The following is a 26,035-nucleotide window of genomic DNA, read 5'->3' on the forward strand; positions in this document are numbered from 1 at the left end:
GCTAGAGTCTTACATCCCGATTACAATCCTTAGAGTAGATATAAGCAAACATATCTTCCCGTCCAACTCCATATGCTCCCTGGGGACAATAGGCGCCCATGAATAGATAATCCCCTTTCTTAACAGGAATCCAATCGTTGTCAAGGACGTACATGCCTTCCCCGGAGTAGATGTAGGCTCCATGCTCCTGGACATGAGTCTCAATGTATCCGTGACAGGCCCCTGGCTTAAATGCAAGAATATGAAAGTTCATGTCAAAGCCCAAGTTGGTTGCCGAAGGAAGAAAATCCTTTACCAGCACATCATCCATGCCTTCATAATGAACCCAGTCCACATCATTGATATTTCCGATTACCGTATGGGCCTCATACCCTTCAATTCTCTGATACAGCCGTTTATAGAGGAAGCATCTGGCATCCCGATCTCCTGTATTTTCAAAATGCAGCCTGGTTCCCTCCGGGCAGTAGATATAGCCGCCGTCTGTAACCACAGCTTCCTCTTTCTCATTCCATACCTTGACCGTTCCCTCAAATACATAGAAGAAGATTTCTTCTCCGGAAACTCCAAATCCCTGTCTGTTTCCACCGCCAGGCGCTGCATTTACTAAATAATCCACAAAGGAGGCCCCAAGAAGTGGGGAAGCAAGGATGGTAATCTCACATTGTTCAAAGCCTGGAATGGTATTTTTCACAAGCCCATCTGGTTCCAGGATTGCATAATTGCCTTTTTTGATGACAGAGCGAGTGGTTAATATATCCTTCCGGTATCCTGTATTTCCATTTAAGTAACTCATGATATCCCTCCTAAGATTGTGCAGCGTACGCCGTTATTTACATGAAATCATAGCATATGAGGGAGAAATTGCAAGAGAAAAATCCGGATTGGAATACAGTTATTCCAACCCGGATCTTTATTATTTATTTTCTTTTCTTCTTATTTTAAATCAGCCACAAAGGTAGTAACGCTTCTTGCAGGAAGCTGGGCAGTAAAGGAACCGCTGGATACCTGATAGCCGGAACCGTAAGAAAGATTTTTGCTTCCGTCTGTCGTCCAGGAAGCAATGGAACCTACATTCCCGTTCTGAATGGTGAACTTCTGGCTGACAGAAGAGGTATTCTTATTGATAGCTACGATTACGGCTTTTCCACCGCCCTTATAAGCAGATACATAAAGGTTGCTGCCTGGGCTCTTAGTGGCATCTACTCTCACGTAGCCTGGTCTGACGAACTTGGAGAAATGGGCCATGTTATAGCCTCGTTTACTAATGGTTCCGTCTTCCTTCATAGGACCATAGTTTCTGCGGATATACCACCAGACATAGGTCTGGAATTCTGCTTCTACCATGGCATTGTGCATATGAACGGAAACCTCCAGGGCCTCCGGCCATGAATCGGCTGAATTAGCGTTGCTATTTGGATAATACACTTCTGTCATCCAAAGCTCTTTTCCAGATCCCTTTTGCTTAAACAGGGAATAAGGGAAATTGCTGACTGGAGTACCATAGAGATGGGCTCCCAGGATATCCATGTTGGCAAGTGCTGCGGAATCGTTTAAAATAGGGTCTGACATATTTTTTACATATGAAAATGATTCTGGTGCAATGACCTTACAGTTGATGCTTCCTGCATAATTCTTCATGAAATTAAGCATTTCAGCCGGTGTCCACCAGGTCCATTCCTGAGCATAATCCGGTTCATTCTGAACAGAAATTGCATACAGATTAACTCCGTTATTCTTCATATAAGTTACAAAGTCATTTAAATGCTGGGCATAGGCGCCGTACATATTGGAACGAAGCCGTTTCTGATTGGCTACGCCATTTCTGGTAAAGGTCTCTATCATATTACTAGGCGGATTCCATGGGGAAGCGAATACAATGGCACCTTTCTCAATCGCCTTCTTTGCGGTTGCCACTTCTCTGCTCCAGTTGTTCTTATTCTCATCAATAAAGATTCTTAAAACGGAAAATCCAAGCTGCTTATCGCCATTGCCAAAGGCAGTCTCTCTCTGTGCAGCTGTCAAATCCCCGATCCAGGCAACGTGGTTCATACCGCCGAAGCCGCGGATAAGCTGTTTCTGTGCGGATAAATTAATATAGGCATCACTTGACGCTGCTGCAAGGCTTGTTCTTAACATATCTTCTTTTAAATTTTCTTCCCCGATTCTATCTACATTCTGTCCATCTAAAATTTTCTGATCCATTTATATTTCCTCCATTTTTTATAATTTTATTTTTTCCCTGAGCTATCAAAACGGAACCAGCTGACATCTACATAACCGCCCGAAGAGGCCGTTGTGAAATTGTAGATACCAAACTTATCTCCCTGGAAAAAGCCAAGGTCAAAGGGCATATTTAGCTGGCCCCCGAGCTGAGTAAAGTTCACGTTGTTGGTACTGTAGGAAAAGGTTGCTTTGTCTGTTAGCAGGTTGGCATTTGCCCTCAAATAAATGATATTACTTTGCACCACAGGCCCATTGGTAATGGTACCCTGACCGTCTTCTTTTGCATTGATATTGGCTACGATCCGCTTCACTCCCCCGGATTTTACAACGCCAATGGAACCGTAAGGGATATTAAGGAGACAAAGTCCTGCCTGATCTCCATCCTTCATATTGGCCGTGTCGAGCTCAATGGTTCCCTGACAGTCAGGGCCCTGGACTCTCTGGGTAAGGGTGTTGCTTGCTCTCCATAAATTCTTAGCCGTCTTTGCACGAAGCCTTAAATAACCAGAGCGTTCGCTTAAGGACCATTTGCTGTTATCCGGGTAATGATTCCACTGCCACTGTACGCCCAGTGTATTGGATTGAAACTCATCGCTGGCGGGAATGGACACCACCGGGTAAGAAGCGCCTACATTTGGTTTTTTATAGGTAATTGGCACGCTGCCGATTGGATAACTCTTTCCTCCTATGGTCACATTTTTTACGGTTGACGGAACGCCAAGGACTGGCCAGTCATTCTGCCACTGCATGGGAATTAAAATATCTCTCCGGCCAACGCCGTTGCAATCCTGGAACAGGTAGAACCACCATTCCCCCGTAGGGGTATCAATAGGGCCGCCCTGATGGATCTGGCTTCCTCCTGAAATTCTTGGTCCGTCTAAAAGGATTCTCATCTCATAAGGTCCATAAATATTTCTGGAACGCAGGCAGTAGGTGTAGGCTTCGGGTGGTGTGGAATTACGAAAGATATAATAATACCCGTTCTTCTTGATCACATGGGTCCCTTCTACCAGATATTTACCGGTGATCCCTTCAATCCGGGTACTGACCGTACTGCTTACCACGGACTTATAATCACCGCTCAGCTTGCTGATTCTTACATCGTTTGCTTCTGAAATAATGTAGCCCGTTCCATCATCATCAAGAAACAGTGCCGGATCATGAAATCCCCGGTCAAAGACTTTTTTCGTATAAGGACCGGCTGGATTGGTAGCAGTACACAGGATAAATCTGCCCTGTGCCTGATAGATGCCTACATAAAATACACCGTTACGATAAGCGATGGTAGGCGCCCAGCAACCATGACCATAGTCCTCAAAGTTATCTGTTAAATTGTAGGATTTCCCGGTTCCGTTTAAATCCTGGGTGACGTATCCAATGATTTCCCAGTTCACAAGATCCTTGGAGTGCATGATTGGAATAGATGGAAAGGATACAAAGGTAGAACTGACCATATAAAAATCATTTCCCACCCGTACCGCTGCAATGTCAGGATAATCTGCATTTAAAATGGGATTGGTATACGTACCGTCGCCATTATCTGACTGCCATGCTGGTTTCATTTCTGCTTCCTTTATTTGATTGCTCATAGGTAAACCCCCTTTTACAAAAAAGACCTTCTTGTCTTTTTGGACGGCTACAGACGGCGGCTGATTTTATACTCTATTTTCATTATTTCAGCCGCACGCTGTAACCAAAACTCAATTCTATTTCACACTGCTTTACGAGAATTTCCAGTAGTCGAACTTAAATAAGTCTCCGCTTCCATTTCCCGTAAATACAAAGAATAATTTATGCACACCAGTGGCACCGCTTATGGAGGTTTCTACCTCTCTCCAGTTCTGTGTACCGCCTGTGTTCGGCACCGTAAGGGTTCCGACAAGGGTGCCGCCTGTGCTGTCAAGGCGTACTTCAATCTTGCCGCCTGAAGTGGAAGCCACATTGGCCTTAAAGCTTTTTGCTCCCTGGGAACCAAAATCAACATTTCCTAATCCAATCCAGTCCCCGTTATTAATTCCTGTTACGTTCTGGTTGTAGGAAGGACCGCCGGATGCATAGCACCGTTCGGTTAAGATTCCGCCGTTCCAGCCAATGGTCTCTGCTTCCACCCTCTGATATGGGTTTAAGTTGGAAAGCTGTGCCACGCCAGCATAATCGGCTGCTACCTCACGAATGCTTCCATCGCTGTTATGAATCAGCTTGTTGATGTGAGGGGAACGGTATCCTTTTCCAGAGCCGTATAAAGCCTGGCTCACGGTCTGTGCATGGTAAACCACATACCACTGGTTCTTAAACAGGAATACGCAGTGGTGGTTATTGCCTCCTGACCGGAAGAATACGCCCGGATTTTTCAGGAAATGGCCTTTGTAGGTAAATGGTCCCATTGGGTTTTTGCTTGTCATATATCCGATTTCACCTGCAGGCTTGTCTGACGGGTGAGTGCCGGAGAAGTTGATACAGTAGGAGTAGTAGTAAACCCCGTTGTACTTATGCATTCCCGAATCTTCAAACATAAAGGGTGCATCAATGGTAGAGGCACTTCCCACAACGCTGATCATATCACCGCCTAAACGAAGCACTCTGGCCGTTTTGGGATTTGCCTGCTGTGCCTGTGTTGGCCTTGGATCTCCAGGAATTCCGCCGCCGCAGTATAAGTATCCGGTTCCATCGTTGTCGACGAATACCGCAGGGTCGAACAGCCATACAACTCCAGGCATACCAGGTGTGTTGGTTGTTACCAGAGCTCTTCCTAAAGGATCGCTCCATGGCCCGATGGGGCTGTCTGCCGTGAGTACACCGATTCCAGCGCCTCCGTTTGCAAAGTAAAGGAAGAACTTATCCTTACCGTTGATATTTTTTACTGCTGCCGCAGGTGCCCAGGAATTACCTGCCCATTTCGCTATACCTTGTCCCCCATTTAGGCCGTTTGCCCCAGCTACCGGAATTGCTCCGTGATCGGTCCAGTTTACCATGTCCTCAGAAGATATGACAAAAATACTCTTTAAATTCGCAAAGCTATTGTCCTTAATCGTACCATTGCTGTTGTACTCATAATTGTCGCTGGACATGTAGATGTAAACCCTGCCGTTGTAAGTCAGTGCATAGGGATCGGCTCCCAAATGATGGTCAATGAGTGGGTTAGAATTCCCCACTGATTTTGCAATTGTTGATTTTGCAGCAAGCATAGCTTTTTCATTACCCATAAAATAATTACCTCCTGTTTTTTCTTCTCCATTTGATTTTTTTCATAATTTTGTTCACCGGAAACGTGTTGTTTTTTTACGCTTCTCTTGGTGATAGGCGGCATTATGGTTCTCCCTGCCGGCTTGAAAGAGAACCTATACTTTTATATGCCATTGTTTTAGCTTCGGTTACCTTTTACTTTTTAGATTTGCAAGTCTATACTATATAAAGATAATTAAGAGAGATTTGTAAACGGGAAAATAAAATAATTTAAATCTATTTTAAAAGCCGTAGAATCACTCTTAAATGCTATTTCAGACTCTAGTATTAATCATAGGCGTTTCCATTTATATTACAAGATTCTTTAATATAGAAGTAATCCTGACAAAGTTTAGAATCTTGAAGGGAAAGTCATTTAAGTTTACAATTTTGAAAAAATCTTCTTTGTATTGAATGAGTTTGCAAATACAGTAAATATTAAAACGAGATAGGATTATGGGCTTCAAATCCTTAGGTAATATCTAGCTTTGGTAGAATTGAGCACACAAAAACACGCCTTGGCTTCAAGGCGTGTTTTTTGATTCATTCTCATATTCATAATAAAATGGTATTGCAGATTCCCTTCGGGACCATGCTGCTGCCCCCTAAAACATAATTATTTTTATTCATTATATCATATCTATTTTTGTCTTGTGTTTACAGACTTATATAAGAATCAGGCAGCTATGAATATCGGACTCTACGAAGCGTTTATTGTCAGCTGATTTTTAGGGCATTATAATTGGAACGAAGTCATTCCTTTCCACGGAATGCTGATAAGGAGATTAAAAACAATGGAAAACAACAAATTTACCCCTGTGGATTTACAATCCTGGTCAAGAGGCCAGATGTTTTATTATTTTACCCAGATGGCGCCTACCGGGTTTTCACTGACAGCTACTTTAGATATCACGATTATGAAAAAAGCATTGGAAGAGCGTCAGCTAAAATTCTTTCCTGCTTTTGTATGGGCAGTCACCACAATATTAAATCAGCACATGGAATTTAAGATTGCGATTAAGGATGAGGTACTTGGCTACTGGGATACTCTTACTCCACTGTACCCAACCTTTCATGATGATAATAAAACCATTTCTCAGATATGGACACCTTATTCCAAATTATTTAAAGATTTTTATGCCGGATACCTGGACAATGAAAAAGAGTACGGCGATCATCGTGGAGTACTGGCTCAGCCAGTTTCATCTCTTCCAGCGAACTGCTATTCCGTGTCTTGTCTGCCGTGGATTGATTTTCAACATTTTTCCCTTCACAGCTATGAAAACAAGCCATATTATTTCCCAACCATTGAAGGAGGTAAATTTACCGCCAATGGGGACAAAATTACTATGCCGATTTCCATATCGGTACATCATGCCACAACAGACGGCTGGCATGTAAAATGCTTTTTAGATGAGTTGCAGGCTTTGATGAATGAGCCTCTAAAATGGTTGGATTGATTGGTTTAATGAATGATTAATCCTTTTGCCATCTTAAGCCTGCTGTCTGTACTGATATCTCTCCCTTTTCTCTGTAAATCTTCCGTACTGAACAGCCTTCTGCCTGCATCCGTGCAGGCAGCTAAGGCAAAAGGTGCAGTCTTCTTTCCATTCAGGCTTTCCATCTACCATCTCAATGGTATTGCAGGGACAGTTCCGTTCGCACTGTCTGCATCCATTGCATGACTCAGTCACGAAGAATTTTTTCGTGTGATCAGTCCTTCGATAAGCGTATCCCGTAAGTGGAGATACAAACGCCAGACTTCCTTTATTTATCTTCTTGATACGTTCTTTCTTTACAATCAAAGATAAGACGTTTTCAATCTCAGCTTCGGCATTCTTTAAAAGATCTCTTTGCTTTTCTTTGCTTACGATGTCATATCCAACTACGTAATTATCTACCATCTTGACGCCAAACGCGGCATCCAGCTTCAACTGTTTTTCTTCCAACATATTTTTAAGCCGGTCCATGATACCTCCTGCGGAGAAGCCATAGGAGGCGATGGCATACACATATTGCCCTCTATAACCAGATAGACGAAGGTGTTTTATAAAGCGTTCCACCATCGTAGGAAGCGTGTACCAATAAACAGGAAATACAAATCCAATGGACTCCTGCTCGCCAATTTCATAGGTTATGTCTTCCTTTAGCCTGGACTTACTCATAAAAACCAAGCTGTCCCCTGTTTCTTTTGACACTTTCTCCGCTATATGTTTAGAATTACCAGTCCCACTAAAATAAAATATCATCCTAATTCTCCTTCCTGCCACCCTTTATGCATGTGATTAGACTCATAATATGAAAAGACTTTTTGATTTTCAAAGCTACCTCCCGGCCTATCATCAAGCCGCCTATCCAGAAAAAAACTTCACTGACCACCATCATGGTCCCAGTGATCGCTGCTTTTGAAGCAGGCGGACATGGAAGGCAGAGATTAAATGGCATGATGAAATATAGAACAAAGGACATGATAATCAAACTGATAGCGATTATATCTCTCTTTTTCTTACTTATTTTCCTTAGACTCAACAGCTCTCTCCTCCAGCTTTTCCACTAACTTTGATAACATGCGGTCCATAACCTCCAGTTCCTTTTCATCTTCTGCAATCTCTTCTATGGTATCTGATACCCATTGATAAACAGCCTGATCTCCCTGTAAAATGCTTTTTCCTTTCTTTGAAAGCTCAACATAAAAGACTCTCTTATCTTCTTCCGACTGCATTTTCTTAATTAAATCCAGATTCAGAAGCTTTCTGATGATGACAGATACTGCAGGCTTTGTTAATGACAAGGCTTCTGCAATCTGGGTAAGGTTGGGCTTTTGCAGGGAATGAATCACCATTAAATAATAATAGTCGTTATTGGAAAACTTATTGATTTCATCTTCCTTCATTACTGTATTTAAATTCCGGATACAATCCTGCCATAACATATTTACTAAAGCAGATAGTTTTTCTTGCATGCTCTTCTCCTATCACAAGTTTTATAATTAAAGCATTTTAATTAAATTTATTTAACTAAATTATCATAAGAAAGACGTGCTGTCAATAGCACGTTTTTCCATAATCTCTTTTCTAATCTGTACTCAGCCTGGAATACACGATAAGATCAACAACGCCAATGCCCTTCCAATATTGCGCTTGTCTTAAAACTCCTTCTTCCCTGAACTCGCTTTTTAACAAGACCCGCTTTGATTTTTCATTGGCTGGCATTACAAAGGCCTGTATCCGGTTGATTCCTATGGTCTGGAATAAATAATCCGCCATACCATTCACTGCCTGGGAGGCAATACCTTTGCCCCAGTAAGCTTCATTCAAACGGTACCCCACGGTAATCATATTGACCTTCTCATCATAATCAAACATTTCTGCCACTCCAACAATCTTTTCAGGTGCTTCCGGAAGGCAGATTCCTAAAAATATCTCTTTTTTCTTCCCAAAGTCCCGTTCAAAATGGCCGATCATATTCAGAACCGTTGCTTTATTCTTTTTTACATCTCCGGGAATATAAGTAAATACATTTTCATTGTTATAAATTTCAAACAAACTATCTAAATCAGATTCTTCAATTTTTCGAAGTATCACCCTATCTGTGACAATGTGGGGAAACTTCTCATATGGATTTCCCATGTTTACCTCTCCCTGTCAAATCTTTTGTTTCATACAAGGCATATGAAAATCAAGGATCAACTCCTCTGCCCCTTGTTCTAACGGCTCACAAAACCGGCTGACCGTATAAAACTCCAACCAGTAGAAATCGTCATAGAGAAGGCTGTATCCATTTTTCTGTACCATACTGGAAATGAGGATATATGCGTTGTTAATGATTTCATCCAGACTCTTTGCAGCAATCTGTGCTTTTGCAATGGTCCCGCCCTTTATGATTTTTCCCGTCATACCCTTGGGAATGGGAGTCCCCACTTTAAAATACTTCCCAACGATATACGTCTCCCCAAGCCCGGTATCGTCTGCAAAATCAGTCATATACCCAAGCCCAATACAGTCATCCATGCCAACATAGCTTTCCCTTAACTCATAAAGGACCTTATCAAAGCCCTGCTCCCAGAAAATCCCCCACAGCTCTTTTGTAGTCACCTTATAATCCCTGCTGCTGATTCCAATGAGGAGCACATCTTCGGTCTCTTCATATTCCAGTCTTTTCATATCCGCCATCACTCTTTTTCCCTCCAGAACGTAATATGTATCACGATTGGTCATGGAGAGAGGAAATGTAGCATGCTCTAAATAAATCTCCCGTGTAATGCTGGCAGGCGGTACTGTAAAATGCTCTTTAAATGCCCTTGTAAAGGCAGAACTGTTTTCATACCCCCACTCCATTGCCACCTGGGTTATGTTTTTTTCTTTTCTTAAAAGCATCTCCGCTGATAACGTTAATCTCCGCCTGCGTACATATGACGAGAGTGAAATATTGCAGATATACGCAAAAATCCGCTGATAAAGCCCAATGGGAATTCCTGTGAGCTTTGCTATTTTACCGTAATCCACATTTTTGATATCTTCTTCCAACAGATCAATGACTTTTTGAGTCTGATTGAGTACTTCCATTGGTTCCCCCCCTCCCAGCTGATTATGTCACAGGCCCTTAAAAATTGCTTTCCTTTCTTTGTACAACTTCTGCACAAGCAAGAGTATCATTTCCCTCTATTCCCCTAAGAGATAATTATTTTCTTCATTGGCCAGTTCCAAGGTCCTGACCTCACAGGTCTTATAGCCCAGTGCCATAAATGGATCCGATTCAGCAATCTTAGTCGCTTCCTCCATGTCTTCTGCAGTAAATACCACCATGCCTCCCGGATAATCGGTAAATGGTCCGCAAAGGACAAGCTTTCCCTGTCTCTTTAATTCCTTCAAATGCTCTACATGCCCTTTTACGACCTCCTCATTAAGAGGCTTTTGATTCTTCATTAAGTAAACATACACCATAATGTAAACTCCTTTTCCGCCATAATTATTTTTACCAATGGTTTTCTCAGAACTTAATAGCAAATATTTTTTCAATCATACCACATGTTACATTATCTTTGACACAACTTTTTCTATGGAATGAGAAATTCAGACCATATTCTGAGATGACAACCCTTGTTCTTCATTCATATAATAAAGAATAATACAGCATTTATAATGTAACAATTTTAATCCGATGTTGGTATGCTGTACTATACTTTTAATGTGAGGAGATGCTCCTATGTATCTTGAAAAAAGTCCCAATCTTACGGGACGAATCGTTTTACCGGAAGATCCTCAGTACAACACGGCACGCCAGGTATTTAATACCTTTTTCGATAGATATCCACTCGTAATTGTTTTTGCACAGGAGACGAGAGATGTTATCAATGCCATCAAATGGGCACGCTGCAGAGACATTCCCATTCGGGTGCGCTCAGGACGTCATAATTACGAGGGATTATCCGTTCGCAATGCTGGAATTGTTATTGATGTCAGCGAGATGAAGAGGGCAGAAATTGACCGGTCAAGGCAAACGGCTACCATCCAAACCGGCCTTCGGGATTATCAGATGGCTCAGCTCCTTGGAGAGCAGGGCCTGGTGGTTCCCCCTGGACTTTGTCCCACCACAGGCATAGCAGGCTTTACCCTTGGCGGAGGCCAAAGCAGCTTATCCCGTCCCTGGGGCCTGGCCATTGATAATTTACTGGAAGCAGAAATGGTAAATGCAGACGGCCGCGTACTCCATGCAAGCAGAGATGAAAATGCGGATTTATTCTGGGCACTGCGCGGGGGAGGAGGCGGTAACTTTGGAATCTGCACTTCTTTCCGATTCCGTACCCGCCCCTTAGAAACAGTCGCTTATGCTGAAATAAGCTGGCCCATCAGCGATTTAAAACCAGTGCTGAAAAGCTGGCAGACATACACACTTCCAGAAGCGGAAAGACGGCTCACTCCCTTACTCACCATAGCAGCCGGGGACAGCACTCTGCTTATGATGCAGGGAGTATTTCTAGGCACTGAAACAGAGCTTAGGACCTTGCTCCAGCCACTCCTAAACTCAGCAGTTCCCCAGGATATTTTTATCGAAGAAATTCCGTGGCTGGAGGCAGCAGCGAGAATCGCAGCCACTCAGCCGGGCTCCCCGGAGCCATTTAAAAGTGTGGGACCTTTTGTTTATCAATTGCTTCCAGATGCAGCACTTAATATCATAGAACGCTTTATCAGTGAACCGCCCACCTCATCGGTTTCCGTATTTTTCCATGGACTGGGTGGTGCTGTAGCCGATGTTCCAAACCAGGCCACTGCTTATTATTACCGGAAAGCCCTTTCGAATATCTCCTATTTTTCTACCTGGGATACGCCGGAAGGAGCCGGGCCTGGGATCCGCTGGGTAGAAAGCTTTCGTAAAGCCATGCAGCCATTTACCAGAGGAGTTTATGTAAATACACCTGATCTTTCCATCTGTAATTGGCCTAAGGCCTATTATGGCAGCAATTATCAAAGACTGACCCGTGTAAAGGCAATATACGATCCGGAGAATATCTTTCGATATCCCCAAAGCATACCTCCAGCCTGTTTATAGAGTAAAAAGAAGAATTGTTTTAACGAAAACGGACGGGTAACCGATTGATTGGATTACCTGCCCGTTCTATCAAATTATTGCTTTAAACTGTTTTCCTACTATAGCTTATCAGGAACTTGTACCAGTATCATTCCGCCTTTTTTCCGAAAGCCTGTGTCCCAAAGCTCCTTAAAATTAAGCCAGCGATATCCCCCATAGGTTGCAATTTTTACATAAAACTCATCTTCCAGTTCTTCATAACCTACAAGCATGAACCAGTGCCATACCAGATCCTTAAAATTCACGTTGTTATGGCGAAGCAGCAAATAAGGGATTGGCATTCCCTGGTCGATTTGATGTTTCGCTTCCATAACTGCCTGTTCCACAGAAGTATCTCCATGACAGCCGGAAAGCTTCATCTCCTCTTCTCCTGCATTTTTTAAGTATTTTTGAAAGCCGTCGATAAATATTTCCAGAGTATCAATTCCATGCATCCGTGGCCTTAGATAAGGCTTCATCTTCATGGCAAATCTGATATAGTCTTCTTTTTCAAGCTTATGAACATCATAGGGGTATAAGTGGTTCTTGCTTCCATGAAGGGCTTCGTTAATACAGACATCACAAGCGGCCGCAGCTCCGCAGCCTCCAAGATGCATCATGGGATCACGAAACCAATCCTGGTTACCGCCAAAGGCATTTTCTATTCTAAAATAGGATAATTCTTTCTTCATAGTTCTCCTCTTTTCTTTACAGCAATACATAAAATTCAAGCGATGAATATAAGAGACTGAAAAACAGCCTATAGCATTTTAAATAAAAGGTCCCATGATAGAAAGTCATTACAAGGACCTTGTACCACTTATGTTCATTGTATTTATTATACTATGAGGCATGTCAGCGTTAAGTGTGACTTCTCGTATGATATTAAAAGAAGGTTATCTGCATTATACACTATAACAATCATCAAATACAATTCAGCAATTATAACTTTTCTATTAAATAAAATATAACTGATAGCAAAACAGGGAATCCTTTCCTGAGTACCCTTACATATCTATCTGCACCCAAGATTCCAATAAAATAGCAATGGCAGGATGATAACTTTCGTTAAAAATCCTGCCATTGCTATAAAAACATCTTAATAATAAATATGATAAGAATTATAAATTACATCCCAGGGATAAGTTGAACATCATCTCCCTGATTTAAGGTGCGGTAATCTGCCATTGCTGATTGTACCCATTGTTGCTGGTCCACTGAATGACATTTCCTCCGTCGGATATGGAGCCATTTTCAACATCAAGGAGCTTGCCGCTGTTTACATTCACCACCTGATAATAGCCGTTTCCAAGGTCAACCAGGTTCCATTTCTGGTTGCTCTGTCCCTTGTCTGTCCACTGGATGACATCGGCGCCGTCATCTAAGGAGCTTTTGTAGACGTCAAGAGCTTTGCCGCTGTTGGCATTGATAATCTTATATCCACTTCCGGTATCGGTAAGCACCCATTTCTGATTATTGCCTCCACTGTAACCCCACTGGATCACATCGGCACCGTCTGCGGTGGAGCTGTTATTTACATCAAGGGCTTTGCCGCTGGCCCGGTTCACCAGCTTATAAGTTCCTCCTGATACGATTCCATTACCTGGAACCGTTCCGGAACCTGGTGTAATGTAGATCCGGTAGCCGGAGCTGGCGTTACAGCCGGATAAGCTGACTGATATCTGTCCGTTCACCACATTATAATTGGTATTGGAAAGAACCACTGTCCCATTGGATACAGTATCCTTGCTTACCCAATCCACCTTTTCCACTTTTACAGAAGCAGTGGAACCGATAAAGGAAGGAAGGTTCTTAAAGGTAGTATTGATGGTGCCATCATTAGGTCCTCCGAAAATGAAGCTGATGTATTTTCCATTGGAATCCACACATGCGGCTCCATCTACCAGATTGCTGTTATCGTTTGGAGGTGTGACATTCACCATCTTTCCGCTCATATCTCCATACCATTTGTAGAAGAACCAGCCGGCTCCCTTTTGGGAATTGGTTGCAAGAAGGCTTCCAAGTCTTCCGGGAGTTGGTACGAACCACCATGTGATACAGGCGCTCTCTACCATGTAACGCTCAAACTTTGCAATGAAACGAGCAGAAGAACCAGGCTGTCCTTCCAGATTATGGTCCGGATCACAGTATTCATTGATACTTAAGGGCAATGGACTGATTCCCAGAGAAGCCTCTAAAGACCTGTAAGCTTTGATATTGGGAGCAATTGTCTGGGGGCCGCCTGAGAGTTCATGCCAGCTCATAATATCAGGCACGCAGTTATTGGCCTTACAGAAGGTAAGAAATTCTTTCATACGGCTATTGTTGTAGTAGCTTTCACAAGGTCCGATGATCTTTGCTCCCGGATCATTGGCACGGATCACATCGTAGGTCTGTTTCCACATATCATTGAAGCTTCCGTTGGCATCGTTCCAGGTTCCGCCAGGCTCATTCCAGATTTCATAGCCATAATAATTGTTACGTCCTGAGGCTTTCTTATCGTTGATAAATGATTTCACCTGGTTCAGCCAGCTGGTCATGCCCGGCCACTTATAAGGCCAGTTTGGAAGCATGTCCGCCAAGTCAATGGAGACCTTTGCACTGGGAATGGACTCCAGTCGTTTGGATACCAGAATGGCATCACCATATGGATGCTGGTTCTGGCTTCCGCCTCTGGCAGGATTCCTCATGACATAAGGCTTTAATGGTGCCACAAGGCCATTGACATCAGCCGGTATGCTTTCTGTGATACCATAGAGAGAACCATTGGCACAGTGAGTCACATCCCTTAGCACACTGGAACAATCTACGGTAAATGAATTTGCAGCCATAGCCGGTATCTCCGGTATCATGGATAACATCACCATGACACAGAGCACCAAGGCCGTTAATCGTTTCAACTTAATCATACTAATACCTCCTCAACTTTTGTTTGATTGAATCCCCTCATCTTAGTTGTTATATGAAAATCTCGCTCCGCTCCCTTTCCTATCACAGATACCCCGTAACCTCCTTTCCCTGTTTACCTCCAAAAGCAGAACTAATTTCATTCCCCCCATATTCCGTTCAACATTGTTCGTTGATTTAGTGTATCACTATTTTTAGTGATTTTGTATGGTTTTTTGTGAAATATATATGTACAAATGTTACTTTTTTATATATGTACACTTGTTTTGTATATAATGTACATACTATAAAGGACATTGGACAGCGGATAATTTGGGGCGTTTGTTAATATCGAAAGCAAAACCACATGTCAACACAATATGAGTTTTATATAAACAAAAACGCCAGGATTAATTACTCCTGGCGTTTAAGATTTATATATATGATTTAGCTTTACTTGAGCGATGAGATTTTCAAGGATTGAGATTCATATGAGAACGTATTCTAACCGCTTGTAATCTGTACTTTTCCAGTTTATTTTGCTATTTTTCTGGATTGTTCCCCGCCCTTATTATTTCTTCTTGGAGTCTTAAAGTAGCTCTTTTTTTCTTTCAGCGTACCATCTGCCGCCATTCTGTATTTCTTGCTTGGATCAATGGCTGCTTTTACCTTCTCTTCTCTAGTGGAACCAGAAGAAGCTTTTGCTGTGGAAGAGGCCTTTGCTGAATAGGAATCCCTTCTTGTAGATGAAGCATTTCCTGAATAGGAATCCTTTCTTGCAGATGAAGCCTTCCCTGAATAAGAAGCTTTATCTGAGGAAAAATTCTTTGCCTTTGAGGAATCTTTCCTTGGCTGTGTGGTTTTTACCGCTGGGAAATTGTTCATTAATGGGTAAGGATGTTCTTTTACCTCTTTTAAATGTTTTCTGATTAACTTCTCAATATTCCCGAGATTTTCCTTCTCATCAAAATCGCAAAATGCAATGGCAATGCCATTTAATCCCGCACGTCCTGTTCTTCCAATGCGGTGCACATAGGTTTCCGGAGTATCAGGTAAATCAAAATTGATTACATGGGACAGCTCATCGATATCAATTCCTCTTGCAGCGATATCTGTTGCAATGAGTACTCGGATTTTACGTTCCTTGAAACTGCTTAATGCACTTTGGCGTGCTCCCTGAGATTTATCTGCGTGAATGGCTTTTGCTGTTACTTTACTCTTTGCTAACTGTCTTACCAGCCGGTCAGCTCCATGCTTTGTGCGGGTGAAAACAAGAACGGATTCTATGCTTTCATCCTTCAGGATATGAAGAAGAAGATCCTTTTTATTATGTTTATCTACATAATATAAATACTGATCTATGGTATTAGCCGTGGAAGATTCCGGTGTTATCTCCACCTTAGCCGGGTTTTTAAGCATGGTAGCAGAAAGCTTTGCCACATCAGCCGGCATGGTAGCGGAAAAGAATAAGGTTTGTTTTTCTGCCGGTGTTTTGGCTATAATTTTTTTCACGTCATGGATAAAGCCCATATCCAGCATCCGGTCTGCTTCGTCTAATATAAATATCTTTAAATGTCTTAAATCCACCAGACCTTGATTGATTAAGTCATTTAATCTTCCAGGTGTAGCAATTAAAATATCCACTCCCTGTTTTAATTTATCCTCCTGTGACTTTTGTGATACGCCTCCAAAAATGACACAGGATTTCATATCTGTATAAGTACCATAGATACAGAAATTTTCATATATTTGTATGGCAAGCTCTCTGGTTGGTGTTACGACCAGGGCCCTTATATTGCGGTTAGCCTTTTTGGGTGTCTTTTCTTCATTTAGCAGCTGTAATGTGGGGATAGCAAATGCAGCCGTTTTACCTGTACCGGTCTGGGCGCATCCTAGTAAATCTCTGCCGCTTAAAACAATTGGGATTGCCTTTTCCTGTATTGGTGTCGGAACGGAATAGTTTTCCTTCTCCAAAGCCTTTAATATCTCAGGTATCACATTTAGTTCTTTAAATTGCATAGTTGCTCCTTGCTTTTATTTATTTTGTAAAATTATGTTTCCTATCATTGCTATCTTCTGTATTTGAGTGCAAGACCTTTTAAGAAGGTTCTTGCATACCGGTCACCGCATATTTTGTAATTGCGCTGTCCCTGTCTTCTGAGCACGGCACTTAATTCACCGTTTGACAGCTCAACTCCACCGGCTTTAAATACAGCCAGCATGTCCTCTCCCGTAAGGGAAAGTGCTATTTTCAACTTTTTCAGTAAAACATTATTTACGTCTTTGTCATCATTTATCATGAAAGGCTGCTTTTCGGATTCTCCTGGATTTGCTTCCTTTTTTCCTCTTTTAAAGGTAATAAATCCATTTAAAAAGGACTCCAGCATATGGTTGTCCCATTTACTATTATCATCAGAAGTCTCTGATCCGGCTGTCCCTTCTGTGGCACTGTCACTGGCATTTTGGCCTAACAGCATCTTTTTTACTTCTTCCCTTGTAACTGCTTCTCCGCCCAGTCGGAATATCTCAACCATATCAGCATCTTTAATATCCAAAGCATACCTTAATCTCTTTAAAATATCGATATTTTCCATGAAATCCCCTTTTGCATTCTAATTTAATCTGTATCACTACTATATCATGCAATTAATATTTCTCCAATGCTTTCATTACCTTTAATTGCTTTCCGTTAATTTTTGTGTCCTTCATTGCTTTTAATACAAGAGGTCCTTTTCCATTTAAAATTTCCACATAGGTAAGGGTGTCCTGTATGGTTATGATTCCAATATCCTCTGCTGTCATACCGTCCAGATTAGAAAGCACCCCAACAAAATTCGTTGCCCGCAGCTTCTTTTTCTTTCCCCCGTTAAAACGAAGCTTCATTATTCCCTGATTCAATTGATCGCTCTTTGCCTTCCTGATTTCAGGGATTGTACTGATCTTATCTTCAAAAAATGGCTTTCTTTGGGATACCTGTTCCTTATCCGGCTTCGGCTTTTCCTGTATCTGAAAGCCAATGAGAGCTTCTATTTGCTCTAAAAAACGGGATTGGGTCGCTGTCACAAAAGACACCGCATTTCCCTTTTGTCCGGCACGCCCGGTTCTTCCCGTTCGATGGACATAGGTTTCCTCTTCCAATGGAATGTCATAATTAATGACCAGGGAAATATCTTCTACATCAATCCCTCTTGCTGCCACATCGGTGGCTACCAGATACCGGAATTCCCCACGCTTGAACCGCCGCATGGTAAGGAGCCTATCGTCCTGTTCCATGCCACCGTGAAGCTTTCTGGCTTGGTACCCATTACGATTTAATTGGTCACAAACGGTATCCACCCGGTCCTTTGTGCCGCAGAAAATGATACAGCTATCTGGATTTTCCATGATGGTCACATCCATAAGCAGATCAAACTTCTCTTCCTCTTTCGTCCTATAAAGGGAATGTTCAATATCCCCTGTGGTTAGATTTTCCTCATTCACATCAATGAAAACTGGTGTTCTCATGGATTGTACTGCTATCTTTTTTATTTCATCAGGCATGGTCGCGGAAAACAACATGGTCACCCGTTCCTTGGGAAGCGCATTGATAATGGACTCCACCTGATCTAAAAATCCCATATCCAGCATCCGGTCCGCCTCATCAATGACCAGATAGCTGATCTTATTGAGAGGAAGTGTCCCTTTTTCAATGTGATCCAGAACCCGCCCTGGGGTTCCTGCCACCACATGAGTCATTTGTTTTAACTCCGTCTTCTCTATGGAAAATGGGTGTCTGCCGTAGATTGCAGCCGCCTTGATTCGTTTATATCTTCCAATGTGGGTAAATGTTTCTTTTACCTGAACGGCAAGCTCTCTTGTGGGAGTCAGAATAAGAGCCTGTGGCTTATTTTCAAGCCACTCTGCCATTTCACAGATTGGTATTGCATATGCCGCCGTTTTACCGCTGCCTGTCTGGGCTTTTGCCATTAGATCTGCCTTATCTAACACCAATGGAATGACACGTTCCTGAACTTCAGTTGGTATCTCATACTCTAATACTTTTAGTGCCTTAATAATGTCCTCGCTTAAAGAAAAAATACCAAAACCTTTTTGAACCATTCTAATGCCTCTCATTCCATTTGACTTAATGCGATTATACCTGCATCCTTACTATCTCCATTTGCTATGCTATTATAGCACAACGTTTCCCCATAGGGGAAAAAATGTGAAATGTCCCCTGATCTGGGATCAGGGGACTCATTATTTGGCTTAATCAATCAAGGTATAGATTTGAATGCTTTCCACTTTTTTATCTTTAATATGAAACTTCATAACGTCCACATAGTTTGCAGGCTCATACCGAAAATCATCTTCTTCGTTACTTATTTCTCCACCCAATAAGGTTCCTTCCGGGTATGTCTCTTTCAAAAGCTCATAGCTATCGCCAACTTTAATATTCCTTACCGTCGGATACTTGGGATCGGTAATTTCGATGTTGAATATAAATGAATTATTATTCTCAGCCCCATCTATGGTTTTAATCACAAGACCAGGGTAAAGATACTGTTTTTCTGTCTTACCATTCAACGGATCCATATTTTTTCCGTCATCAGGAGAATAGGTGTGGGATTTGATTTCAGTTGCTTTACCAAGCAGGCTTTCCATCTTCTGATCGTCTACAATGTCGGAAAGGGAGATGGTCTTATCCTGGTATACAAAGGCAAGCTGTTTTAAAATAACATTTCCCTCTTTTTCTATGGAACCTTCCTTTATAACCTTATCAGTGGTGGTTTCATTTCCGTGTTCTGAGGACGGCTGTGTCTCAGTCTCTTTTGAGGAGTCTTTGGAGGTGTCTGCAGGCGTACTGGCTGTGGTTGGCTCCCCTGTTTTATCCTGGTTTCTACCGCAGGCGCTAAGGGCCATTGCACTCATTGCCAGAAATCCGGTTATCATTACATATTTTTTTATTACGTTCATTGTCATTCCTCCTTACAAAGCTTGTATCTGGTTTTCTTCTTTACAAGGTCATTATAAATGGTAATATTATTAGAGTCATAACAAACTTGTATCATTCTTGTAACATTATGCGGAGTGGCAATTATTTACATACCCTTTGGATGAAGGACTTTTATTTCCATGTAACAGGGTAATCAAGATGTTTTGGCAGTTTTGTATTTTGATTCCCTTTGGCAGCGTTTACTTGTCCTTGTGATAAAAACACGGCATCCCTTAAATCCGCGTGACTAAAATCTGCATCCCGCGTATCGGCTCCCAAAAAGATGGTGCCATAGAACGAACAATGATTGAAATTAGCTGCGATTAATAGCTTTGTGCTCAAATCCAATCCGCTTAAATCTTTATATTTAAAGCTCCTCCCCAGATAATCGGAGGGAGTATTTTTATTTTCACTGTTTAGGCTCTTTGTTATTAAGCTGCAAACCTGTTTTAAAATAATATTTACCCTGTTTCTATATTCTTCTGTATCAAAGGAAAGAATGGTATCAGGATTAGAATTGCATATCATTTCATTTTCATTTATCAGAGCAATGATATTTTTCTGTAGCTCTTTTGCTGGTATAATCGTCATGGATTCCATTAAGTAGTAACGCATTTGATACAGTTGAAATACTCTTAGAAATACATCAAATATTTCCTTCGTGCTACAAGATGTATCCTGCCAGGTCTGGCCCATATAAATGGTTTGTGTCACTTGCTGCCCGGCGCCAAAACAATCATACCCGATACAGCCTTTCAGTTTTTTGTTAATCAGTTCCTCATGGATATCACATTGAAAATTTTTCTGAAGATTCTTACACGGCTTTCCCGCTGGTTTGTTTTCTGGAAATCCATCCATTTTAGAAAAAAACAATGCTATGCAACATAATCCACTACACTTTGAGCAATCCGATTTCATTGATTGTAATGTTATTGTTGTTTCGTTATGTATTTTTATCATGAATTTACTCCATTTGATTCGTTCTTTACTTCTTGTTTCTACTTTAATATCACGTTTAATGTCGTGTCATATAGCAGAAGGGATCGTTATCATCTGGTGTTTTGTGAATAAAATCCAGTTCCCGTCTACGGCTGACAATGAATATGGCCGTAATATTCTGTTCTTGTAATGGAATACACGCTTGTCTTTGTATTTTCGTCATCTGCATACTCTTCCCGCAATGTCATTCCCATCTTTTCTGCTACTTTTCTTGATGGAACGTTTATCCACTTTTGATAAGAAAACATTTCATCAAAATTCTTGTTCTCAAAACCATACTTTAAACAGGCTTTTGCGGCCTGAGTGGCATATCCGTTACGCCAAAATTTCTTGTCTGTATGATAGCCAATTTCAGGAAACAAATTGCCATCACCATGAATATTTTGCATGGTAATCCCACAATCTCCAATAAAGCGATTCGTATCCTTTAAAATTACTGCCCATAATCCGAAGCCGTATCTTTTATAATTATCAAGATTCCATTTAATCCAGCTTCTAGTTTTGTCCTGATCAAATGCTTTAGGATAATATTGCATTGTCTCTTGGTCGGATAATATCTGATGCCAAGCTTCAAAGTCGTCAGGGGTTATTTCTCTTAATAAAAGCTGATCGGTTTCTAAGATAAAATCTTCCATTGTTCTATCCTTTCATAACCTTTATTTTGTAATATATAATGATAAATTCCAAAGTACATCGTTTTTGAATCTGAGTAAGGAGCCAATCATTCATTAAAACAAATTTCAACTCTCCGCTTTCCAAACAAAAAGTCCTTCTGACCTGGCTAGTTCCCTAGCCAGAGCTATTAAATCCTCATTAAGATTATATAGACCCAAATACAGGTGCCCATTATTTACTGTAATCAAAGCATCCTCATTTTCAATATAAATGTTTAAATGTTTATTTTTGCTTATACCACACTGCATAATCCACTGAGCTAATTTATCAGGTGATGGATTTACACTACACTTATCTTGATAGCACACTTGAAAATCATAGTAACAATTTAGCTTCAGCATAATATCTTTAAACTTCTGGAAAATTTTAATCGACTCTGTCTTTCTTTGGTAATAATCTTCTACTGCAAAATACTGTCCACCATTATCTCTTTCCACCCTCTTTGGCAGTATATCAATGACATAACAAGGCTTGTTCAATAGTTCATCAATTTTATTGTAAAAATCCAAAGTTTTCTCCTTTCAGCTTATGATTCTTTGTCCGTAATTCTAAACTATATTAAATATCAAGTTATTTATAAATCATTCTTGTTTACCAATTCTTCTAATTGACTGATACGTTTATCTTGTTCTCGAATCACTTTTCTTAATGAAGCTATCTCGTTAAATGCAAATAGGCCAACAACACACAGCAGCACAATTGAATGAGATTCCATAGTCTATTTACCCCCATATTTCTAGTTAATCTTATTAATAGGGTACCATCTACTTCATTAACAATCAACTCTAAGAGCTCTATCTGTGGCAATTGGCCTGATTTCAATCCATATTTGAAGTCTAAATTTATAATTGTAAGCATACCTTAAATGATAATTCAACAAGACTTTTTCTTATTTGCTCACGATTACACCACTTACGTGAGTTCCATTCAACACCGCTTAAGTCATCACCACCAAACAATATTTGACCTAAGATAACGTTGCGGAATTTTGATACTGCGAAAAATGCGGCAGCTTCCATTTCAACAGTAACACAACCCTCTGAAACCCGCAGTGCCATTTTCTCTTCTGTTTCTCTGTAAAATGCATCTGTCGTCCATGTCTTTGCTTTAATATATGGAATATTGTCTACTTGTAAGACTTTTTCAATTACTTTAATCGCATGTTCATTACATTCTATTTCTCTTGATGGTTCTACATAGTGGTATGAAACGCCCTCATCTCTAACCGCTGAATATGGAACTATTAAATGACCTACCTGGATATCTTTTTGCAGCACTCCCGCGGCTCCACAAACAATAAACTTTGAAAATCCCATTGCAATAAGTTCCTCTAATTGTGCTGCTGCACCGGCGGCTCCAAGGAAGCCTTGCATGATTGCAATAGGGGTTCCGTTATATACAGTCTCATAGATTGGTAGATTGATAGTCGCAGTGTAGAACGTAGCAATTTGTTTTAGTTTGTCTGATTGGAGCAAATCATTTATAACATCACCAAAAAAGGTTATCACGCAGTATTCGGGAGCATCTATTTTTGTAATTATATTTGAGGGTTCTATTTTTGCTTTTGTATTCGAATCAAATTCCAATATTGGGAATTCTCTTTGATGAAACATAAATTTTACCTCCTATAATATAAAATAATTTTGCTTTGTAAAAAACTACTAACTTAATATTTCAATCGTTAGTAGTTCATTTAATCACTTATAGAATATTTGAAATTCAGCAAATCAAAAAACTATCTAAATGGCGTTGTATGTATTGCCTCCGAAGCAAATTCTTTAATTGAATAAATTGTTCCATCTTCTGTAAATTCAATAATTGATACGCCATCAAAGCCACTTATCTTATCTTGCATTTTATGCTTAAAAAACCATTCTACAACAACTGAATCTGCTTGATGAATGAATCGTTTAATAGTCCATTCTATTACTACTTGCTCTTTTAACATTTTGTCAATCCATTGATGTATTTCAGAAATACCCTGATACTCTGGCCCGTAACATTCGCTATAATAGATATCACAATCAAAAATATTATCTATATTCTTAAAGTCACGTGATACCCACATATCAAAATATTCTTTAATAACAGCTTCTTTTTCATTCAAACTCATAGTCACCTCCATAGCTCATATGCTAAGAAAATACCAATTTATATATTTAGGATACAGCAATCTCTATCAACTATCAATAATAAGTTATGAATGTAATATGATTAACTAACTCCTAATTCATCTCATCGTCATACAATACAGCGTTATCTTTCTTCGTCTCGCTTACACCTTCAGCTGTCTCATCCAAATGCATATCCAGACTTGCATCACCACCAAAGTGATACTTGTGGCCGTTAAAAATCATTTACCTCATTATTTTTTCTTTCAAATTCTTTTTTTCATTGTAGATTTATGGCTAACAAATGTTAGTTCAATAAAACAAAAAACTACCAGCGTAGCACTGATAGTTAATAGCTTTCTTTATATTCACTTTTATTGGCTTCGCAATATCAATATAATTTTTCTAATTTTAGTCATATACTTCTATATATGTTTCTGGGTAACAATCCACTTCTTTCTGCTGCTTATCATCTAACCACAAAGGGATAGACCATTCCTGGATATCATCAAAAGTAATAAACCACTGCACACCATTATCATAAGAATTAAATGAGTATGCCAAAAACGTCCATATTTCACCGATATTGTGTTTTGTGCCATCATAATCAGTAAAATTTTTAATTACACGGTATTTACGACCCTCTTTTAGGAGTTGTCTTTGTTTTCCTATATTTACAGCCTTGAGATTGCTCCAAAAACCAATTTTTTGTGGCCCAGTCATATTTACACCTCAACCTTTTATTATAAATAATCTCCATGAGTAGAATACCATTTAGCTTAATAACTATCAATATCATATTAACAATGTGTGTAAATCTGTGGATACTAATTTGAAGTGTAGAATTTAAAGCTAACAGATTTCATTTTTATAGATTCAATCACTTCATTCTGACAATAAAAAACTACCAGCTTTATACTGATAGTTAGATGTTAAAGAGATATCAAACGAGTATATTCATGACTTGATCGAATTTCTTCATATATAACAATTTACTGTTATCAGAGAGTTTTTCAAAACTTCTGGTTAATTTATTCTTTACAAATTCTCTTCCTTCATCAATGCTTAATCCTTTATTTACATATGCTAAATATAATAAGCTTGGAACGTTATCAAAGTGAGAAATAGCATCTGCATCTGCAACACATATTTCTTCTATTGTTGTTTTTGAGTTTAATACACTGCCTCTGTGATTTCTAATACACTTTTGCACATGCTTAATTTTATCAGGTGGATATCCAAACTTTTGCAGCATATCTTCTGCTATCTCAGCGCCATGTATATGATGATCTTCATATAATTCATAATTCGTTACGGAGGCAATATCATGTAACCAAGCTGCAATTATTACCACTTCTTGGTCCGCGTCATAACTTTCTGCTAACATTTCTGCATTTTTAACAACCGCCTGAATATGGTAAAAACAGCCTATCCCAAAATGATTCGTTGGCAATTTGCATCTATATTCTACTTCTTCACATAGGTAATCAATAATATCTTTTCGCATGTTAACCTCATTTGATTTGTTTATTAATTCAAATAGTATAATATATCAAAAACTATTAACTATCAATATGAAGATTTCAATGTTAGCTACTGAATTTGATTTCAATTACTGCAACGAAGTCTTTGCCTCCAATCGTTAGATTATTAGGTCTAATTTTTGGGGGCTATCCATTATATAGATAGTTAGTTCTTTTTTTAATTATAAAACTGAATATGCTCAATTGCTTTCTTCATCCAATTGTCTAAAAAGGCAATTTGCTCATTCGTATGAAACCAATGTTCGCCGTCATTCATTACAGTAAGATTGGCGTTATGATTTACTACAAAGGTATCAATTGTCGCGCGAGATGTGAGGTTATCGTTTTCTGCATATAAGATATCAGTGGGAATATCCCATTTGATAGGATTTTGGCGGACGAAGTTTAGATAATCCCACGATAGAGTTTCGCCAAATTCAGTGGGAATTTGTCCCCTTTTACAAAGTTCATCCTCAGTCACATTTGCCCACTGCATCATATCAAGAATTAAACGCTCCATATCCAAAATTGGAGAAATCAATAATGCTTTCTCAATCCTATAGTTTTGTAGTGCGTACATTGCGAAGTAAGCACCAATGCTGTTCGCAATAATTGATATATGCTCGTAATCTATTGTTAAATTCTCATATACAGCCTTAATCTGATCTTGTACAATCCACGGCAGGTAATCCTTGTAATCTACGCCAAAAATATCATAGTTGTTACAATTCTTTTTGTATTGTTCACCTTCTAAATAGTTACCGCCTTTTCCATGTATATATATAATAGCTTTCATAAATATTTCTCCTTATTTAATTCGGATATACTTTACTTAATTATAAATAACCTCTTAT

The 26,035-nt window shown here is 40.1% G+C and carries 26 protein-coding genes; 2 read left to right on the plus strand and 24 right to left on the minus strand.

The window, feature by feature from the left end:
• Position 1 precedes the first annotated feature (1 nt).
• From allE to T546_RS23700, 4 genes are all read right to left on the minus strand, one after another.
• Positions 2 to 793, minus strand: a complete 792-nt coding sequence (gene allE, locus T546_RS0115185) for a (S)-ureidoglycine aminohydrolase (protein ID WP_026892355.1) — start codon at positions 791 to 793, stop codon at positions 2 to 4.
• 140 nt (positions 794 to 933) lie between these two features.
• The gene (locus T546_RS0115190) at positions 934 to 2,202 is read right to left on the minus strand and encodes a glycoside hydrolase family 30 beta sandwich domain-containing protein (RefSeq protein ID WP_084326449.1); all 1,269 of its coding nucleotides are present in this window, start codon (positions 2,200 to 2,202) and stop codon (positions 934 to 936) included.
• A 26-nt stretch (positions 2,203 to 2,228) separates the two neighbouring features.
• Entirely contained in the window at positions 2,229 to 3,812 is a 1,584-nt protein-coding gene (locus tag T546_RS23695; RefSeq protein WP_242842244.1) for a glycoside hydrolase family 43 protein, read from the minus strand.
• Between the two features lie 132 nt (positions 3,813 to 3,944).
• On the minus strand, positions 3,945 to 5,426 hold the full coding sequence (locus T546_RS23700) for a glycoside hydrolase family 43 protein (protein WP_051629880.1): 1,482 nt from the start codon (positions 5,424 to 5,426) through the stop codon (positions 3,945 to 3,947).
• 813 nt (positions 5,427 to 6,239) lie between these two features.
• Between T546_RS23700 and T546_RS0115205 the strand changes: the two genes are divergently transcribed.
• Positions 6,240 to 6,905, plus strand: coding sequence for a CatA-like O-acetyltransferase (locus T546_RS0115205; RefSeq protein WP_026892357.1), 666 nt, complete (start codon positions 6,240 to 6,242; stop codon positions 6,903 to 6,905).
• A gap of 33 nt (positions 6,906 to 6,938) precedes the next feature.
• On the opposite strand, the gene T546_RS0115210 is transcribed toward T546_RS0115205, so the two are convergent.
• The 6 genes from T546_RS0115210 to T546_RS0115235 form a co-directional block, all read right to left on the minus strand.
• Positions 6,939 to 7,694, minus strand: a complete 756-nt coding sequence (locus T546_RS0115210; RefSeq protein WP_026892358.1) for an EFR1 family ferrodoxin — start codon at positions 7,692 to 7,694, stop codon at positions 6,939 to 6,941.
• A gap of 1 nt (position 7,695) precedes the next feature.
• The gene (locus tag T546_RS26460; protein WP_034599499.1) at positions 7,696 to 7,974 is read right to left on the minus strand and encodes a transporter suffix domain-containing protein; all 279 of its coding nucleotides are present in this window, start codon (positions 7,972 to 7,974) and stop codon (positions 7,696 to 7,698) included.
• Positions 7,952 to 8,407: a MarR family winged helix-turn-helix transcriptional regulator gene (locus tag T546_RS0115220; RefSeq protein ID WP_026892359.1), complete on the minus strand. Its 456-nt coding sequence runs from the start codon at positions 8,405 to 8,407 to the stop codon at positions 7,952 to 7,954. The genes T546_RS26460 and T546_RS0115220 overlap by 23 nt, the downstream gene beginning before the upstream one ends.
• 112 nt (positions 8,408 to 8,519) lie before the next feature.
• Complete coding sequence (locus tag T546_RS0115225; protein WP_026892360.1) at positions 8,520 to 9,074, minus strand: GNAT family N-acetyltransferase; 555 nt, start codon at positions 9,072 to 9,074, stop codon at positions 8,520 to 8,522.
• 15 nt (positions 9,075 to 9,089) lie between these two features.
• Positions 9,090 to 10,010, minus strand: coding sequence for a helix-turn-helix domain-containing protein (locus tag T546_RS0115230; protein ID WP_026892361.1), 921 nt, complete (start codon positions 10,008 to 10,010; stop codon positions 9,090 to 9,092).
• 96 nt (positions 10,011 to 10,106) lie between these two features.
• A complete protein-coding gene (locus T546_RS0115235; RefSeq protein WP_026892362.1) occupies positions 10,107 to 10,388 on the minus strand; it encodes a YciI family protein in 282 nt (93 codons plus the stop codon).
• Positions 10,389 to 10,650: 262 nt separating this feature from the next.
• Between T546_RS0115235 and T546_RS0115240 the strand changes: the two genes are divergently transcribed.
• The gene (locus T546_RS0115240) at positions 10,651 to 11,994 is read left to right on the plus strand and encodes an FAD-binding oxidoreductase (protein ID WP_026892363.1); all 1,344 of its coding nucleotides are present in this window, start codon (positions 10,651 to 10,653) and stop codon (positions 11,992 to 11,994) included.
• 98 nt (positions 11,995 to 12,092) lie between these two features.
• On the opposite strand, the gene T546_RS0115245 is transcribed toward T546_RS0115240, so the two are convergent.
• From T546_RS0115245 to T546_RS0115325, 14 genes are all read right to left on the minus strand, one after another.
• A complete protein-coding gene (locus T546_RS0115245; protein ID WP_026892364.1) occupies positions 12,093 to 12,704 on the minus strand; it encodes a hypothetical protein in 612 nt (203 codons plus the stop codon).
• Between the two features lie 474 nt (positions 12,705 to 13,178).
• Positions 13,179 to 14,921, minus strand: a complete 1,743-nt coding sequence (locus T546_RS23710; protein ID WP_084326451.1) for an RICIN domain-containing protein — start codon at positions 14,919 to 14,921, stop codon at positions 13,179 to 13,181.
• Between the two features lie 511 nt (positions 14,922 to 15,432).
• On the minus strand, positions 15,433 to 16,917 hold the full coding sequence (locus tag T546_RS0115260) for a DEAD/DEAH box helicase (protein ID WP_026892365.1): 1,485 nt from the start codon (positions 16,915 to 16,917) through the stop codon (positions 15,433 to 15,435).
• Positions 16,918 to 16,967: 50 nt separating this feature from the next.
• The gene (locus T546_RS0115265; RefSeq protein ID WP_026892366.1) at positions 16,968 to 17,492 is read right to left on the minus strand and encodes a YehS family protein; all 525 of its coding nucleotides are present in this window, start codon (positions 17,490 to 17,492) and stop codon (positions 16,968 to 16,970) included.
• A 52-nt stretch (positions 17,493 to 17,544) separates the two neighbouring features.
• Positions 17,545 to 18,996 (minus strand): DEAD/DEAH box helicase, encoded by a 1,452-nt coding sequence (locus T546_RS0115270; protein WP_026892367.1) that lies wholly within the window; start codon positions 18,994 to 18,996, stop codon positions 17,545 to 17,547.
• Between the two features lie 150 nt (positions 18,997 to 19,146).
• Positions 19,147 to 19,854 carry a hypothetical protein gene (locus T546_RS0115275; protein WP_026892368.1) on the minus strand — a complete coding sequence of 236 codons (708 nt, stop codon included), beginning with the start codon at positions 19,852 to 19,854 and terminating at the stop codon, positions 19,147 to 19,149.
• A gap of 151 nt (positions 19,855 to 20,005) precedes the next feature.
• On the minus strand, positions 20,006 to 20,833 hold the full coding sequence (locus tag T546_RS0115280) for a pentapeptide repeat-containing protein (protein ID WP_026892369.1): 828 nt from the start codon (positions 20,831 to 20,833) through the stop codon (positions 20,006 to 20,008).
• 125 nt (positions 20,834 to 20,958) lie between these two features.
• Positions 20,959 to 21,507 (minus strand): GNAT family N-acetyltransferase, encoded by a 549-nt coding sequence (locus T546_RS0115285; protein ID WP_026892370.1) that lies wholly within the window; start codon positions 21,505 to 21,507, stop codon positions 20,959 to 20,961.
• 105 nt (positions 21,508 to 21,612) lie between these two features.
• Positions 21,613 to 22,056, minus strand: a complete 444-nt coding sequence (locus T546_RS0115290) for a hypothetical protein (RefSeq protein ID WP_026892371.1) — start codon at positions 22,054 to 22,056, stop codon at positions 21,613 to 21,615.
• A gap of 333 nt (positions 22,057 to 22,389) precedes the next feature.
• On the minus strand, positions 22,390 to 23,160 hold the full coding sequence (locus tag T546_RS0115300) for a nucleoside phosphorylase (RefSeq protein ID WP_026892372.1): 771 nt from the start codon (positions 23,158 to 23,160) through the stop codon (positions 22,390 to 22,392).
• A 122-nt stretch (positions 23,161 to 23,282) separates the two neighbouring features.
• Positions 23,283 to 23,660 (minus strand): nuclear transport factor 2 family protein, encoded by a 378-nt coding sequence (locus tag T546_RS0115305; protein ID WP_034599501.1) that lies wholly within the window; start codon positions 23,658 to 23,660, stop codon positions 23,283 to 23,285.
• 409 nt (positions 23,661 to 24,069) lie between these two features.
• Positions 24,070 to 24,381, minus strand: coding sequence for a DUF3601 domain-containing protein (locus tag T546_RS0115315; protein ID WP_026892374.1), 312 nt, complete (start codon positions 24,379 to 24,381; stop codon positions 24,070 to 24,072).
• Between the two features lie 220 nt (positions 24,382 to 24,601).
• Positions 24,602 to 25,165: an HD domain-containing protein gene (locus tag T546_RS0115320; protein WP_026892375.1), complete on the minus strand. Its 564-nt coding sequence runs from the start codon at positions 25,163 to 25,165 to the stop codon at positions 24,602 to 24,604.
• Positions 25,166 to 25,359: 194 nt separating this feature from the next.
• Complete coding sequence (locus tag T546_RS0115325) at positions 25,360 to 25,977, minus strand: alpha/beta hydrolase (RefSeq protein WP_034599504.1); 618 nt, start codon at positions 25,975 to 25,977, stop codon at positions 25,360 to 25,362.
• Positions 25,978 to 26,035 lie beyond the last annotated feature (58 nt).

The organism is [Clostridium] aerotolerans DSM 5434 (assembly GCF_000687555.1).
GTDB lineage: Bacteria > Bacillota > Clostridia > Lachnospirales > Lachnospiraceae > Lacrimispora > Lacrimispora aerotolerans.